The following is a 13,605-nucleotide window of genomic DNA, read 5'->3' as shown; positions in this document are numbered from 1 at the left end:
GCTATCGGACGATGATCGTGCGCGTGTCGGTGGAGAGCAGGCTCTCCTCGGCACCGCCCGACGGGTCGGCGGTGGTCGCGACGAACGTGTAGAAGCCGGACGGCAGGCCGGACACGTCGACCTCGGCCTGCCACGGGTAGAGCTTGTCGATCCAGCCCGCCGCGGTCGCGAAGCCCTCCCTCACGGTCTCGCCGTCCTCGGTGCGCAGCTCCCAAGGCACGGTCGCCTCGAACGAGCTCGCTCGCCCGGTCGCGACGAAGCTGTCGGTGGTGTACGCCGTGCCCTCGGCCGGGTCGCTGATGCTCACCAGGTTGAGCACGTCGAGCTGGGGCGCCGCCTCGAAGGACGAGTCCCCGATCTGCACGGGCAGCCGCTCGCCGGCCGCGGCCTGCAGCGTGTACACGACCTGCTGCACGGCGACGTCGTCGTCGAGGACCGCGTCGCCGAGCTCGACGTGGATGACGCCGTCGTGCAGGGCGACCTCCCCGAACGACGTCGCGGACCACGGGGTCCGGTAGTCGGGGTCGCTCGCCGGCCGCTGGATCCGCTCGAGCGCGGCCTGCAGCGGGTCGCCCGCCGGCACCTCGTCGAACTCCCGGAACAGCCGCGGCCCGGACGGGGTGTCGTCCACGAAGTACGCCGCCACCAGCATCGTCTGCGAGTCGTGGCCGTGGTGGCCGTCGCCCGCCGGTCCCGGCGACTCCGACCGGTCGCCGACGACCGCGAACGCCGCCACGGTCGCGGCGGTGGCGACGACGACGCCGCCCGCGGTCCACCACCACGGCCGGGCGGCGCGGGCCGGGCTCGACGTACGCGCCCGGATGGCGCCGAGGCGGTCGACGGGCTCGACGTCGTCCACCGCGTCGTGCAGCAGGTCGGCGAGGTTCACAGGTCCTCCTCGAGCAGCGAACCCAGCCGGGTCCGGAGCGTGGCGGCGCCGCGCGACGCGTGGCTCTTCACGGCGCCGCGGCTGATGCCGAGGGTGTCGGCGATCTCGGCCTCGGAGAGGTCGAGGTAGTAGCGCAGCGCGAGCACCTCGCGCTGCCGCTGGGGGAGCGCACGCAGCGCGTCGAGCACGGTCGCGCGACGGTCCGCGTCGAGGGTGGCCCCGTCGGCGGGCTGCCCGTCGTCCGTCGTCGTACGCCGAGCGGCGTGGCGTTCCACGACCGCGCGGTGCCGCAGCGCCGAGCGGGAGCGGTTGACGACCGTCTGCCGCAGGTAGGCGAGCGCGTGCTCGGGATCCCGCAGCCGCCGCCACCGGCCGTGCACGGCGACGAACGCGTCCTGGACCACCTCCTCGGCGACCCCCTGGTCGTGCACGAGCAGCACCGAGAGCCGCACCAGCCGCCGCCAGTGGGCGGCGTACAGCAGCTCCAGCGCCTCGTCCGCCGTCCAGGCGAGCGGCCGGTCCGTCACGGTCGTCACGGTAATGGGACGCTCGAGGACGAAGTCCGGTTTACTCTTCCCAACACGAGGTGGAGGACCAAGTGGACGACTGCCTGTTCTGCAAGATCGTCGCGGGCGACATCCCCGGCGACGTCGTGCACACGACCGAGCGCACCGTGGCGTTCCGCGACATCAACCCGCAGGCTCCGATCCACGTGCTGGTCGTGCCGAAGGCGCACTTCGCGAACGCCGCCGACCTCGCCGCGGGCGACCCGCAGGCGTCCGCCGAGCTGGTCATGGCGGCCGCCGCGATCGCGACCGCCGAGGGGCACGACGACTACCGCCTCGTCTACAACACCGGCGCGGGCGTCGGCCAGACCGTCTTCCACACCCACCTGCACCTGCTCGCCGGGCGCCCCATGACCTGGCCGCCGGGATGAGACGCCTCGTCGCACCCGTCGCGCTGGCGCTGCTGATCGTGCTGGCCCTGACGGGCTGCGTCGAGGAGGATGCCGACCGGCGCACCGGTTCGCCGTCCGAGATCCTCGACCCGCCCGACCCGCCGGAGGTCGAGGCCAGCCAGCTCGCCGCGCTGCCCCCGGGCAAGATGCTCCCGCTGCGCGCCGGCGAGAAGCGGATGACGATCCAGATGCAGGAGTCGTACACGCCGTCCGCGCCGACCGGCGTCGGCACCGACGACTACCGCTGCTTCCTGCTCGACCCCGGCCTGGAGAAGGACGTCTGGCTGACCGGCAGCCACGTGCTGCCCGGCAACCCGCAGGTCGTCCACCACGTCATCCTGTTCCGGGTCGACCCCCAGCAGGTCGCCGAGGCGGAGCAGAAGGACGCGGACGCGCCGGGCGAGGGGTGGACCTGCTTCGGCGGCACCGGCCTGAAGAACGAGTTCGGCAACATCAACGACGCCCCCTGGCTCGCCGCGTGGGCGCCGGGCGGTGACGAGACCAAGATCCGCGACGGGTACGGCGTACGCCTCGCCGCGGGCTCGCGCATCGTCATGCAGGTCCACTACAACCTGCTCAAGGGCGCGGCGCCCGACGTGTCCAGCACCCAGCTGCGCTGGATGAAGGGGCGCGCCGGCCTGACCCCGCTGCACACCTTCCAGCTGCCGGCGCCGGTCGAGCTGCCCTGCCGCCCCGCGCACGACGACGGTCCGCTCTGCGACCGGGACGCCGCGGTCGCCGATGTCGCCGCGAGGTTCGGCCACGCGGCCAGCACCAACAACGCGCTGCACTTCCTGTGCGGCAGCGAGCCCAAGCCGTCGAACACGACGAAGTGCCGGCGCTACGCGCCGCAGGGGATGACGATCCTCGGCGTCTCCGGCCACATGCACCTGCTCGGCCGCAAGATCAGGATCGAGGTCAACGCGGACAAGCCCGAGGCGCGGACCATCCTGGACATCCCGATCTGGGACTTCGACAACCAGGGCACGGTGCCGCTGAAGGAGCCGCTGCACCTCGACCAGTACGACACCATCGACGTCACCTGCACCCACCAGCAGTGGCTGCGCGACCGGCTCCCGGCCTTCGAGGGACAGCCCGACCGCTACATCATCTGGGCCGAGGGCAGCACCGACGAGATGTGCCTGGGCACCCTCCAGGTCGCGTTCGACGGCGAGCGCGCGCCGTAGCAGGCTCAGAACACGTAGAGCACGCGCAGGGCGGCGAAGACGACCGGCAGCCCGAAGATCACCAGCAGCACCCAGGCGGCGATCCGGTGGCCGGGCCTGGTGGCGTCGAGCCGGCCCGCGAAGTCGAGGATCGCGCCCTCCGGCACGTGGTGGGTGAGGCCCATCGCGCGGGCGTCGGGCGGGAGGTGCTGGCCGGCGTACCAGTACGGCGGCGCGTCCGGGTCATCCGGATCGTGGTCGTCGGCCCAGGGATCCTCGACGTCACCCTCCCTCATGCGCCAACGGTACGCCGTCGGCGGGCCCTAAGTCGCTGGGCCGCGCGAGGCCGCTCCCGTAGCATGGAGTGGCACGATCCACCGACTGAAAGGCAGCCCGTCCGGGCCTCATGACTGACTCGCAACCGTCCAGGCACACCACGAGGCACACCGTCGTGGTCCCCAACAGCATCAACATGGTCAGCCTGCTCGGGCCCGGTGACGAGCACCTCGACCTGATCGAGCGCTCCTTCGACGCAGAGGTCCACGTCCGCGGCAACCGCATCACGTTCGATGGCGAGCCCGGCGAGGTGGCCCTCGCCGAGCGGCTCCTCGAGGAGCTGGTGGCGATCATCCGCACCGGCCAGGGCGTCACGACGGAGACCGTGGAGCGGGTGCTCGGGATGCTGCGCGCCGAGACCACCGAGCGCCCCGCCGACGTGCTGAGCCTGAACATCCTCAGCAACCGGGGCCGTTCGATCCGGCCCAAGACGCTGAACCAGAAGCGCTACGTCGACTCGATCGACAAGCACACGATCACGTTCGGCATCGGCCCCGCCGGCACCGGCAAGACCTACCTCGCGGTCGCGAAGGCCGTGCAGGCCCTGCAGTCCAAGCAGGTCAACCGGATCATCCTCAGCCGCCCGGCGGTCGAGGCGGGCGAGAAGCTCGGCTTCCTCCCGGGCACCCTCACCGAGAAGATCGACCCCTACCTGCGCCCGCTGTACGACGCGCTGCACGACATGATCGACCCGGAGACCATCCCGAAGCTCCTCGCGGCGGGCACGATCGAGGTCGCCCCGCTGGCGTTCCTGCGCGGGCGGTCGCTCAACGACTCGTTCATCATCCTCGACGAGGCGCAGAACACCACGCCCGAGCAGATGAAGATGTTCCTGACCCGCCTCGGCTTCGGCTCGAAGATCGTGGTCACCGGCGACATCACCCAGACCGACCTGCCGTCCGGGCAGAAGTCCGGGCTGCGCGTGGTGCAGGACATCCTCGACGAGGTCGAGGACATCTCGTTCAACGTGCTCACCAGCCACGACGTGGTCCGCCACAAGCTGGTCGGCCGCATCGTCGCGGCGTACGACGACCACGACGCGCGCTCGACGCTGCGCCAGGCCGGCCCGCGCACGACGCCATGAGCATCGAGATCCTCAACGAGTCGGGCCGCGAGCTCGACGTGAAGCGGCTGGCGGAGCTCGGCCGCTTCGTCATGGACCGGATGCGCGTGCACCCGCAGGCCGAGCTGTGCATCAAGGCCGTCGACGAGCCGACCATCGCCGAGCTCAACGAGCAGTGGATGGAGAAGCAGGGACCGACCGACGTGCTGGCCTTCCCCATGGACGAGCTGCGGCCCGGCCTGGTCAACGAGGAGCCCGAGGAGGGCGTGCTCGGCGACCTGGTGCTGTGCCCCGACGTCGCCGCCCGCCAGGGCGAGACCGCGGGCCACGGCACCGAGGCGGAGATCGAGCTGCTGACGGTGCACGGCATCCTGCACCTGCTGGGCTACGACCACGCCGAGCCGGAGGAGCACAAGGAGATGTTCGGACTCCAGGACGAGCTCCTCGCCGCCTGGCGCGCCGACCGCTGACACGATGACCGGTACCGACATCTGGCTGCTGGTGGTAGCCGCTGCGCTCGTGACCTTCGCGGGGCTCTTCTCGGCTGCCGACGCGGCGCTCGCATCGTTCTCCCGCGCCCGCGCCGAGGAGCTGCTCGCCGACGGCCGCCCCGGCGCCAAGCGGCTTGTCGCCCTGCTCGAGGACCCGCCGCGCTACCTCAACACCGCGCTGCTGCTCCGGCTGCTGTGCGAGATCGCCGCGATCGTCCTGGTCGCGATGACCGTCGACGACGCGTTCGAGGGGGCGTGGTGGCCGGCGGTGCTCACCACGATCGCCGTGATGCTGGTGGTCTCGTTCGTCGCGATCGGCGTCGCGCCGCGCACCGTCGGCCGCCAGCACGCCGAGCGCGTCGCGCTCATCTCGGCGACGCCCCTGACCTTCGTCACCGCGGTGCTCGGACCGCTGCCGCGGCTGCTGATCCTCGTCGGCAACGCGCTGACGCCGGGCAAGGGCTTCCGCGAGGGCCCGTTCTCGACGGAGACCGAGCTGCGTGAGCTCGTCGACCTCGCCGAGGCGTCGTCGCTGATCGAGTCCGGCGAGCGCAAGATGATCCACGACGTCCTCGAGCTCGGTGACACCATCGCCCGCGAGGTGATGGTGCCGCGCACCGACGTCGTCTACATCGAGCGCCACAAGAACCTCCGCCAGACGCTCTCGCTCTTCCTCCGCAGCGGCTTCTCGCGGCTCCCGGTGATCGGCGAGAACCTCGACGACGTCGTGGGCATCGCCTACCTCAAGGACATCGTCCGCCGCGACTTCGAGGCGCCCGACGTCGAGTTCACGCAGCGCATCGACGAGGTGATGCGCCCGGCCCACTTCGTGCCCGACTCCAAGCCGGTCGACGCACTGCTCTCCCAGATGCAGGCGATGCGCCAGCACATCGCGGTCGTCGTCGACGAGTACGGCGGCACCGCCGGACTCGTCACGATCGAGGACATCCTCGAGGAGATCGTCGGCGAGATCACCGACGAGTACGACGCCGAGGAGATCGACGTCGAGACGCTCGACAACGGCTCGATGCGGGTGTCGTCGCGCTACCCGATCGACGACCTCGACGAGCTCTTCGGCTTCGACGTCGAGGAGGAGGACGTCGACAGCGTCGGCGGCCTGCTGGCCAAGCACCTGGGCCGGGTGCCGATCCCCGGCTCGTCGGTCGAGGCCCACGGCCTGCGTTTCGAGGCCGAGGCGGTCACCGGCCGCCGCAACCGGATCGGCACCGTGCTGATCTCGCGCGTCGCGGGCGAGGACGAGGAGGAGCGGGACAGCGATGACTGACCTCAGCACCGAGGACCGCAAGCTGGTGACGCTGGCCCGCGCCACCCGCGCGCGCACCGGCGCGGCCGAGGGCGCGGCGGTCCGCGACAGCGACGGCCGCACCTACGCCGCCGCCACCGTCGACCTGCCCTCGCTCCAGGTCTCGGCCCTCGGCGTCTGCGTCGCGATGGCCGTCGCGTCCGGCTCCCGCGGCCTCGAGGCGGCCGTGGTCCTCTCTGCCGCCGACGGCATCGTGCCGGCTGACCTCGACGTGGTCCGCGAGTTCGCGGGCCCCGGCGTCCTCGTCCACCGGGGCGACCCGAAGGGCAAAATCGCGGCGACCCTCACCGTCTAGCCGGGATCTGTCTGGACGACGGACCACCCAGCAGGAGTAGGTTCTCCTCTTGTGGGTCTGCGGGGCTGGGGAGCACACGAGGGAGCGGTGGAGCGGTTGCGGTCGTCGTACGCCGCGATCCCGAAGGGCGCGCCGGTGCGGCTGGCGAAGAAGACCACCAACCTCTTCCGGCCTCGTGCCGCGGTCTCGACACCCGGGCTCGACGTGTCCGAGCTCGATGGCGTCATCGCGATCGACGTCGCCGCGCAGACCGCCGACGTGCAGGGCATGTGCACCTACGAGGACCTCGTCGACGCGACGCTGCCGCACGGCCTGATCCCGTACGTCGTGCCGCAGCTGCGCACGATCACGCTCGGTGGCGCCGTCACCGGCCTGGGCATCGAGTCGACCAGCTTCCGCAACGGACTGCCGCACGAGTCGGTGCTCGAGATGGACGTCTTCACGGGAGCCGGCGAGGTCGTCACGTGCCGGCCCACCGGTGACAACAGCGACCTGTTCGACACGTTCCCCAACTCCTACGGCTCGCTCGGCTACGCCACCCGCCTGCGGATCAAGCTGGAGCGGGTGCCGGACCGGGTCGCGCTGCGGCACGTCCGGTTCGACGACGCCGACCTGCTGGCGAAGTCGATCCGCGAGGTCGCCGAGACCGCGTCGTACGACGGCGTGCGCGTCGACGCGGTCGACGGCGTCGCGTTCGGGCCGGGGGAGTACTACCTCACGCTCGCCACCTGGCAGGAGCGCGGTGGCTCGACGAGCGACTACACCGGCCAGGACGTCTTCTACCGGTCGCTCCAGCAGCGCGAGACCGACCTGCTCACGACGTACGACTACCTGTGGCGCTGGGACACCGACTGGTTCTGGTGCTCCCGGGCCTTCGGCGCCCAGCACCCCAAGGTCCGCCGGGTGTGGCCGCGGCGGTGGCGGCGCTCCGACGTCTACATGCGCCTGCTCGGCCTCGACCGCCGCTACTCGATCGCCGACCGGCTCGACCGTCGGGCCGGCCGCCCGCTGCGCGAGCGGGTCATCCAGGACGTCGAGGTCCCGGTCGAGCGGCTCGCGGAGTTCCTCGCGTGGTTCGACGCGGAGATCGGGATGCGGCCCGTCTGGCTGTGTCCCTGCAGCGCCGGCCGCAACTGGCCGACGTACCCGCTCGAGCCCAACCGGCTCTACGTCAACGTCGGCTTCTGGGGCACCGTCCACGTCGGCCCGGAGGCCGTGGACGCACCCCGCAACCGCGCGATCGAGGCGAAGGTGCACGAGCTCGGCGGCCACAAGTCGCTCTACAGCGAGGCGTTCTACGACCGCGAGACCTTCGACGAGCTGTACGACGGCGCGAACCTCGCCTCCGTGAAGCGTCGCTACGACCCCCTGGACCGGCTGACCTCCCTCTACGACAAGGCGGTGAAGAGACGTTGACAACCATGACGATCGCCCAGGCCTTCGACTCCTTGCTGAAGGAGCCGCTGCCACTGCGCTTCACGGCGTACGACGGCAGCGCGACCGGGCCGGAGGACGCGCCGTTCCAGTTCAAGCTCCACAACGAGCGCGGGCTCGCGTACCTCGTCACCGCGCCCGGTGACCTCGGCCTCGCGCGCGCCTACGTCAGCGGCGACCTCGAGATCGTCGGCGTGCACCCGGGTGACCCGTACGAAGCGATGCGGCTGCTCCAGAAGGGCCTCAAGCTGCGCCGGCCGGCGCCCGGCGAGCTGCCGGCGCTGGTGCAGGCGGTCGGCCTGTCGAACCTGAAGCCGCCCGCCGCTCCGCCGCAGGAGAGCACGCCCCGCTGGCGTCGCGTGCTCGACGGCCTGCGCCACTCCGAGCACCGCGACGCCGAGTCGATCCACCACCACTACGACGTCTCGAACACCTTCTACGAGCACGTCCTCGGGCCGTCGATGACCTACACCTGCGCGATCTACGAGTCCGACGACTCGACGCTGGAGGAGGCGCAGCAGACGAAGTACGACCTGGTCGCCCGCAAGCTCGACCTCCGGCGCGGCCAGCGACTGCTCGACATCGGCTGCGGATGGGGTGGCATGGTGCGCCACGCCGCCCGGGAGTACGGCGTCCGGGTCCTCGGTGTCACGCTCTCCCGCGAGCAGGCGTCCTGGGCCCAGCACCGCATCAAGGAGGAGGGGCTCGACGACCTCGCCGAGGTGCGCCACCTGGACTACCGCCACGTCGAGGAGTCCGACTTCGACGCCGTCTCGTCCATCGGCCTCACCGAGCACATCGGGCTGAAGAACTATCCGGCGTACTTCTCGTGGATCCGCGACCGCCTCAAGCCGCAGGGCCGGCTGCTCAACCACTGCATCACCCGCAACGACAACCGGGGCAAGGCGAGCGCGGGAGCGTTCATCGACCGCTACGTCTTCCCCGACGGCGAGCTCGCCGGGTCGGGCACGATCGTCCAGGCCGTCGAGGACGTCGGCCTCGAGGTGCAGCACCACGAGAACATCCGCGTCCACTACGCCAAGACGCTCGCCGGCTGGTGCCACAACCTCCAGGAGAACTGGGACGCCTGCGTCGCCGAGGTCGGCGAGGGCACCGCCCGGGTGTGGGGCCTCTACATGGCGGGCTCGCGGCTGGCGTTCGAGCGCAACGAGATCCAGCTCCACCACGTGCTCGCCACGAAGACCGACGCCAACGGGACGAGCGGCTACCCCCTCCGCCACTCCTTCTGACAACCGTCCACGGTGGTCGAGGTGCGAAGGCGCCCTGGCGCCTGAGCCTCGAAACCACCACCGGTAGCGTGGGCGCGTGAGCACGAGGGCCGAGACGTACGACGCGCAGGTGCTGCGCCGTGAGCGGCTCTCGGACCACCTGGTGCGGCTGACGCTCGGCGGCCCGGGGCTCGCGGGCTTCGAGAGCACGGGCATCCCGGACGAGTGGGTCGGCCTGGTCGTGCCGGGGCAGTTCCAGAGCCGCTACTACACGGTGCGGTCGTGGGACGGCGCCGAGATGGTGATCGACGTCGTCGTGCACGAGGTCGGCCTGGTGACCGAGTGGGCCGCCCGGGACGTCGTGGGGGAGACGGTGACGATCACCGCGCCGAAGGGGTCCTTCGCGCTGCCCGACGGCGCCGCGTGGGTGCTGCTCGTCGGTGACCTCACCGCGATGCCCGCGATGGCGCGGATCGCCGAGACCGTCGACCTGCCCACCCGGATCTGGGCGGAGGTCCCCGACGACCTGGCCGGGTACCTCCCGGACCGGGCCGAGGTCACCTGGCTGGAGCCGCCCGGCGCCGGCCAGAGCCGGCTCGTCGACGTCGTCGAGGGCATCGACTGGCCGGCCGGCGAGGGCTACTTCTGGATGGCGGGGGAGTCGGCGCAGATGCGGGCGATCCGCAAGCACCTGATGCGCGAGCGCAGGCTGCCGAGCACGGCGTACGACGTGATGGGCTACTGGCGGGGCGTCGCCCAGCGTCAGCCGCGCGCGGTCGATCCCGGTCCGATCTGGCGGGCCGGCAAGGCGGCGGGCAAGAGCGACGAGCAGATCTGGGCCGAGTACGACGAGGCGAGGGATGGATCATGAGCGAACACCGGAGCGGCTTCGTCTCCTTCGTGGGCCGGCCCAACGCCGGCAAGTCGACGCTGACCAACGCGCTGGTCGGCCAGAAGGTCGTGATCACCTCCGACAAGCCGCAGACCACGCGCACCGTCGTCCGCGGCATCGTGCACCGCGACGACGCCCAGCTGATCCTGGTCGACACACCGGGGCTGCACCGGCCGCGCACGCTGCTCGGCGAGCGGCTCAACGACCTCGTGACGACGACGCTCGCCGAGGTCGACGTGGTCGCCGTCTGCTTCCCGGCCAACGAGAAGATCGGGCCGGGCGACCGGTTCATCGCCACCGAGATGGCCAAGATCAAGCGCACCACCAAGGTCGCCGTCGCCACCAAGACCGACCTCGCGTCGGCCGATCAGATCGGCCAGCACCTCCTCGACATCCAGGCGCTCGGCGCCGAGATCGGCGTCGAGTGGGCCGAGATCGTGCCGGTGTCGGCCAAGGCGGGCGACCAGATCACCCTGCTCCAGGACCTCCTCGTCGGGCTGCTCCCCGAGGGGCCGCAGCTCTACCCCGACGGCGACCTCACCGACGCTCCCGAGGAGATCCTCGCGGCCGAGCTGATCCGCGAGGCCGCGCTCGACGGCCTCCGCGACGAGCTCCCGCACTCGGTCGCGGTCGTCGTCGAGGAGATGCGGCTGCGCGAGGACCGCCCGGAGGACAAGCCGCTCGTCGACATCCACGCGAACGTCTACGTCGAGCGCGACTCCCAGAAGGGCATCATCATCGGTCCGAAGGGATCGCGGCTGCGCACGATCGGCACGAAGTCCCGCGGCCAGATCGAGGCCCTGCTCGGCACGCCCGTCTACCTCGACCTGCACGTCAAGGTGGCCAAGGACTGGCAGCGCGACCCGCGCCAGCTCCGGAAGCTGGGCTTCTGATGACCGACCGCCCCGCAGCCGTCGCCGCCTGGCACGGTATCGCGGAGGCCCGCGACCCGGCCGGTCTCTCCGGGCTGCTCGCGGACGACGTCGTCTTCCGCTCCCCGGCCGTGCACAGCCCGCAGGAGGGCAAGGCGCTGACCACGGCGTACCTCTCCGCCGCCATCGTCGTGCTCGGCCCGACGCTCACCTACGTGCGGGAGTGGTACGCCGAGGACTCGGCCGTGCTGGAGTTCACGGCGGAGCTCGACGGGCTCACCGTGCACGGCGTCGACATGCTGACGTGGGGCCCGGATGGGCGGCTGACCGACTTCACCGTGATGGTGCGGCCGTTCAAGGGACTGCAGAAGCTGGTCGAGCTGATGGCCGCTCAGCTGGCGGGCGCCCAGCAGATGCCGTAGTGCTGGCCGGCGCGCCACTGCTCCTTCGTCGGCCACTCGTAGCCCCACTGGTAGTCGAGCGCCCCACCCGCGGCCTCGGCGCCGGCGTCGCGGCACGGCCCGTCGCCGGCGTTGCGGACCTTCTCGAGCCCGGGGTAGCTCTCCTGCTCGAAGACGACCGTGTCGACCGCGCGCCAGGAGTGCCGCGCCGAGCAGATGACGCGCTCGAAGCGCGGCGTACCGGGCTCGGCGGTGCCGCACATGCCGTAGCGGTCCCGGCCTTCCGGCCTCCCGAGCACGCCGCGGAGGTCGCCCTCCAGGTCGACGAGCCGCTCGCTGCCGGCGAGTGCGATGGCGTCGCAGCGCCACCACGACGCGCCAGCGTCGGCCTCCTCCTCGGTCGGCGTGAACCACACCGGCCGGAGCATGCTGAGCCGCCGGTCCTCCGTCGTGCCGCCGACGTGCGACGCGAACCGCTTCGGGCACTGCTCCTCCGCCCGGCGGCCGTCGCCAACCGCGATCGTCCGCGCGGTGTGGCGGCGCCGGCACGGCACCGGGTCCGAGTCGTTGCTCGTCGCGACGGCCTCGTCGTAGCCGAGCCGGTAGCACTTGTCGCGCTTCGGCGGGGGAGGCGGCGGAGCGGGCTCGGTGGTCTCCGCGGGCGAGCCGGGCGGATCGGCGGGCTCGTCGCTCCCGGTGCACCCACCGAGCAGCAGGGTGCACGCCAGCACGACGGCGGCCGCGACCCTCACTCGGCCGTCTTGGCCCAGCACACCGATCGGCGGTTGCCGGCCTCCCACTCGGCCTCGTGGAACCACGTGTAGCCGAACTCGTAGTCCACGGGGTAGTTCAGCCAGGCGCCCACCGACTTCGAGCAGAAGTCGCGGGTGGTCACCTCGGCCAGCCGGTCGCCCGGGTAGTCGTCCTTGGCGTCACCCAGCGAGATCGTCGTGACGGCGCGCCACGAGTGCGGCTTGGTGCAGGGCACCTTGACCGACCCGGCGACCGTCTCGCCGTCGGCGCAGACCATCCACGCGTCCTTCGGCCGGCCGAGGAGCAGGCCGCGGGCGGTGGTCGGCAGGTCGACGTACTCCTTGCTCTGCTCGCCGCCGCCGACGACGTCGCAGCGGTACCAGCGGGCGCCCTCGTCCCAGGCGTCCTCCGACGGGCGGAACCACGCCCAGCTGGCGACCGTGCGCATCACCATGCTCTCGTCGGCGCCGAGGAACTCCCGGAACGCGTCGGAGCACTTCTCGTACGCCCACGCGCCGACCTCCGAGTCGTCGTAGTCGGCGTCCTCGAAGTCGCCCGGCAGGTCGCCGACCGCGTAGGTCTCGGCCGTGTGCGCGTCGGTGCACGGCACGTCGTCGGTGTCGTCGGACGGCTGGGCGACGTCGTCGGGGGTGAGCACGCGGCACAGACCCAGCTCGGGAGCCGCCATGTCGGCCGGCTCGGAGTCGCTCGTGCCACAGGCCGAGAGAGACAGCGCAGCCACGAGACCGAGCACGACGAGTCGCACGCGTTCTCCTCCCTGCGTCGGCGGCGTCCGCGTGATCGTACCCCTGCCGCTCAGGTCAGCAGCGCGGCCAGTGTCCCGCCGAGCTCGTACGCCGCATCGCGGTGCTCGTCCTGCACGTCGCCGACGACCTCGAGCACCTCCGCCGCCTGCACCCACGGCAGCGCGCCCACGATCGACTGCACCGACCGGACGGCGCCGGTGACGTCGTACCGGCCGTGCACCCAGAGCCCGTACGGCTTCTTGCCCCCGCCCGTGCTCGCCGCCGACCCGTCGTCGGAGAGCGCGCCGCCGGCCTCGAGGAAGATCGTGTCGAAGAAGTGCTTGAGCGCCCCGCTCATGTAGCCGAAGTTGGCGGTCGTGCCGAGCAGGTAGCCGTCGGCGCCCAGCACGTCGTCGGCCCGCGCCTCCAGCGCCTCCCGGACCACCACCTCGACGCCCTCGATCTCGTCGTCGTGCGCCCCCGCCAGCACCGCGTCGGTCAGCGCCCGCACGGTCGGTGTGGGGGAGTGGTGGACCACCAGGAGCCGGGACATGCCCTCAGGCTGGCACAGCGCCACGACCGACGGTCGAGCAGCGAGCGCCAGCGAGCGTTGTCGAGACCCCCGCACCCGACGACGGCGCGCGGGCTGCGGGGGTCTCGACAGGCTCGACCACCGGGGCTCGCCGTTGGTCGAGCAGCGAGCGCCAGCGAGCGTCGTCGAGACCCCCGCACCCGACGACGGCGCGCGGGCTGCGG

The 13,605-nt window shown here is 71.7% G+C and carries 17 protein-coding genes; 11 read left to right on the top strand and 6 right to left on the bottom strand.

Annotated elements, in window-relative coordinates; genetic code table 11:
• Position 1: 1 nt before the first annotated feature.
• Together ACFQQI_RS04585 and ACFQQI_RS04580 are read right to left on the bottom strand one after the other, a co-directional pair.
• Entirely contained in the window at positions 2-889 is an 888-nt protein-coding gene (locus ACFQQI_RS04585) for a Gmad2 immunoglobulin-like domain-containing protein (RefSeq protein WP_378558623.1), read from the bottom strand.
• Positions 886-1,416 carry a SigE family RNA polymerase sigma factor gene (locus tag ACFQQI_RS04580; RefSeq protein WP_378558620.1) on the bottom strand — a complete coding sequence of 177 codons (531 nt, stop codon included), beginning with the start codon at positions 1,414-1,416 and terminating at the stop codon, positions 886-888. The genes ACFQQI_RS04585 and ACFQQI_RS04580 overlap by 4 nt, the downstream gene beginning before the upstream one ends.
• A 59-nt stretch (positions 1,417-1,475) precedes the next feature.
• Here ACFQQI_RS04580 and ACFQQI_RS04575 point away from each other — a divergent pair, with 59 nt between their 5' ends.
• The gene (locus ACFQQI_RS04575) at positions 1,476-1,826 is read left to right on the top strand and encodes an HIT domain-containing protein (protein ID WP_378558618.1); all 351 of its coding nucleotides are present in this window, start codon (positions 1,476-1,478) and stop codon (positions 1,824-1,826) included.
• Complete coding sequence (locus tag ACFQQI_RS04570; RefSeq protein ID WP_378558615.1) at positions 1,823-3,034, top strand: hypothetical protein; 1,212 nt, start codon at positions 1,823-1,825, stop codon at positions 3,032-3,034. The genes ACFQQI_RS04575 and ACFQQI_RS04570 overlap by 4 nt, the downstream gene beginning before the upstream one ends.
• A gap of 5 nt (positions 3,035-3,039) precedes the next feature.
• On the opposite strand, the gene ACFQQI_RS04565 is transcribed toward ACFQQI_RS04570, so the two are convergent.
• Complete coding sequence (locus tag ACFQQI_RS04565; RefSeq protein ID WP_378558612.1) at positions 3,040-3,309, bottom strand: hypothetical protein; 270 nt, start codon at positions 3,307-3,309, stop codon at positions 3,040-3,042.
• 110 nt (positions 3,310-3,419) lie between these two features.
• Here ACFQQI_RS04565 and ACFQQI_RS04560 point away from each other — a divergent pair, with 110 nt between their 5' ends.
• The 9 genes from ACFQQI_RS04560 to ACFQQI_RS04520 all read left to right on the top strand — a co-directional run bounded on the left by ACFQQI_RS04560 (position 3,420) and on the right by ACFQQI_RS04520 (position 11,371).
• On the top strand, positions 3,420-4,433 hold the full coding sequence (locus ACFQQI_RS04560) for a PhoH family protein (protein WP_378558610.1): 1,014 nt from the start codon (positions 3,420-3,422) through the stop codon (positions 4,431-4,433).
• Positions 4,430-4,882 (top strand): rRNA maturation RNase YbeY, encoded by a 453-nt coding sequence (ybeY, locus tag ACFQQI_RS04555; RefSeq protein ID WP_378558607.1) that lies wholly within the window; start codon positions 4,430-4,432, stop codon positions 4,880-4,882. Before ACFQQI_RS04560 ends, ybeY begins: the two co-directional genes overlap by 4 nt.
• Before the next feature lie 4 nt (positions 4,883-4,886).
• A complete protein-coding gene (locus tag ACFQQI_RS04550; RefSeq protein WP_378558605.1) occupies positions 4,887-6,188 on the top strand; it encodes a hemolysin family protein in 1,302 nt (433 codons plus the stop codon).
• On the top strand, positions 6,181-6,522 hold the full coding sequence (locus ACFQQI_RS04545) for a cytidine deaminase (protein ID WP_378558603.1): 342 nt from the start codon (positions 6,181-6,183) through the stop codon (positions 6,520-6,522). Before ACFQQI_RS04550 ends, ACFQQI_RS04545 begins: the two co-directional genes overlap by 8 nt.
• 87 nt (positions 6,523-6,609) lie before the next feature.
• Positions 6,610-7,938, top strand: coding sequence for an FAD-binding oxidoreductase (locus ACFQQI_RS04540; protein ID WP_378558601.1), 1,329 nt, complete (start codon positions 6,610-6,612; stop codon positions 7,936-7,938).
• Positions 7,939-7,943: 5 nt separating this feature from the next.
• Positions 7,944-9,206, top strand: coding sequence for a class I SAM-dependent methyltransferase (locus tag ACFQQI_RS04535; protein WP_378558599.1), 1,263 nt, complete (start codon positions 7,944-7,946; stop codon positions 9,204-9,206).
• A 76-nt stretch (positions 9,207-9,282) separates the two neighbouring features.
• Positions 9,283-10,056, top strand: a complete 774-nt coding sequence (locus ACFQQI_RS04530; RefSeq protein WP_378558597.1) for a siderophore-interacting protein — start codon at positions 9,283-9,285, stop codon at positions 10,054-10,056.
• Positions 10,053-10,970: a GTPase Era gene (era, locus tag ACFQQI_RS04525; RefSeq protein ID WP_378558594.1), complete on the top strand. Its 918-nt coding sequence runs from the start codon at positions 10,053-10,055 to the stop codon at positions 10,968-10,970. The genes ACFQQI_RS04530 and era overlap by 4 nt, the downstream gene beginning before the upstream one ends.
• Positions 10,970-11,371 (top strand): nuclear transport factor 2 family protein, encoded by a 402-nt coding sequence (locus ACFQQI_RS04520; protein WP_378558591.1) that lies wholly within the window; start codon positions 10,970-10,972, stop codon positions 11,369-11,371. Before era ends, ACFQQI_RS04520 begins: the two co-directional genes overlap by 1 nt.
• On the opposite strand, the gene ACFQQI_RS04515 is transcribed toward ACFQQI_RS04520, so the two are convergent.
• Genes ACFQQI_RS04515 through ACFQQI_RS04505 form a run of 3 tightly spaced genes read right to left on the bottom strand, consistent with a single transcriptional unit; the run spans position 11,341 to position 13,402 of the window.
• Entirely contained in the window at positions 11,341-12,102 is a 762-nt protein-coding gene (locus tag ACFQQI_RS04515) for a septum formation family protein (protein WP_378558589.1), read from the bottom strand. The genes ACFQQI_RS04520 and ACFQQI_RS04515 overlap by 31 nt on opposite strands.
• Positions 12,099-12,869, bottom strand: coding sequence for a septum formation family protein (locus ACFQQI_RS04510; protein ID WP_378558586.1), 771 nt, complete (start codon positions 12,867-12,869; stop codon positions 12,099-12,101). The genes ACFQQI_RS04515 and ACFQQI_RS04510 overlap by 4 nt, the downstream gene beginning before the upstream one ends.
• A 50-nt stretch (positions 12,870-12,919) precedes the next feature.
• Positions 12,920-13,402: a flavodoxin family protein gene (locus tag ACFQQI_RS04505; RefSeq protein WP_378558583.1), complete on the bottom strand. Its 483-nt coding sequence runs from the start codon at positions 13,400-13,402 to the stop codon at positions 12,920-12,922.
• Between the last annotated feature and the right edge of the window lie 203 nt (positions 13,403-13,605).

This window comes from Nocardioides sp. GCM10030259 (genome assembly GCF_042666375.1).
Lineage (GTDB): Bacteria > Actinomycetota > Actinomycetes > Propionibacteriales > Nocardioidaceae > Nocardioides.
This window is presented reverse-complemented; position numbering and strand designations above follow the sequence as displayed.

What these genes read in the sequence shown, in the direction of transcription:
- ACFQQI_RS04570 (WP_378558615.1), top strand. Translation starts at nt 1,823, where the DNA reads ATGAGACGCCTCGTCGCACCCGTCGCGCTGGCGCTGCTGATCGTGCTG.
- ACFQQI_RS04565 (WP_378558612.1), bottom strand. Translation starts at nt 3,309, where the DNA reads ATGAGGGAGGGTGACGTCGAGGATCCCTGGGCCGACGACCACGATCCG.
- ACFQQI_RS04560 (WP_378558610.1), top strand. Translation starts at nt 3,420, where the DNA reads ATGACTGACTCGCAACCGTCCAGGCACACCACGAGGCACACCGTCGTG.
- ybeY (WP_378558607.1), top strand. Translation starts at nt 4,430, where the DNA reads ATGAGCATCGAGATCCTCAACGAGTCGGGCCGCGAGCTCGACGTGAAG.
- ACFQQI_RS04550 (WP_378558605.1), top strand. Translation starts at nt 4,887, where the DNA reads ATGACCGGTACCGACATCTGGCTGCTGGTGGTAGCCGCTGCGCTCGTG.
- ACFQQI_RS04545 (WP_378558603.1), top strand. Translation starts at nt 6,181, where the DNA reads ATGACTGACCTCAGCACCGAGGACCGCAAGCTGGTGACGCTGGCCCGC.
- ACFQQI_RS04535 (WP_378558599.1), top strand. Translation starts at nt 7,944, where the DNA reads ATGACGATCGCCCAGGCCTTCGACTCCTTGCTGAAGGAGCCGCTGCCA.
- era (WP_378558594.1), top strand. Translation starts at nt 10,053, where the DNA reads ATGAGCGAACACCGGAGCGGCTTCGTCTCCTTCGTGGGCCGGCCCAAC.
- ACFQQI_RS04520 (WP_378558591.1), top strand. Translation starts at nt 10,970, where the DNA reads ATGACCGACCGCCCCGCAGCCGTCGCCGCCTGGCACGGTATCGCGGAG.
- ACFQQI_RS04505 (WP_378558583.1), bottom strand. Translation starts at nt 13,402, where the DNA reads ATGTCCCGGCTCCTGGTGGTCCACCACTCCCCCACACCGACCGTGCGG.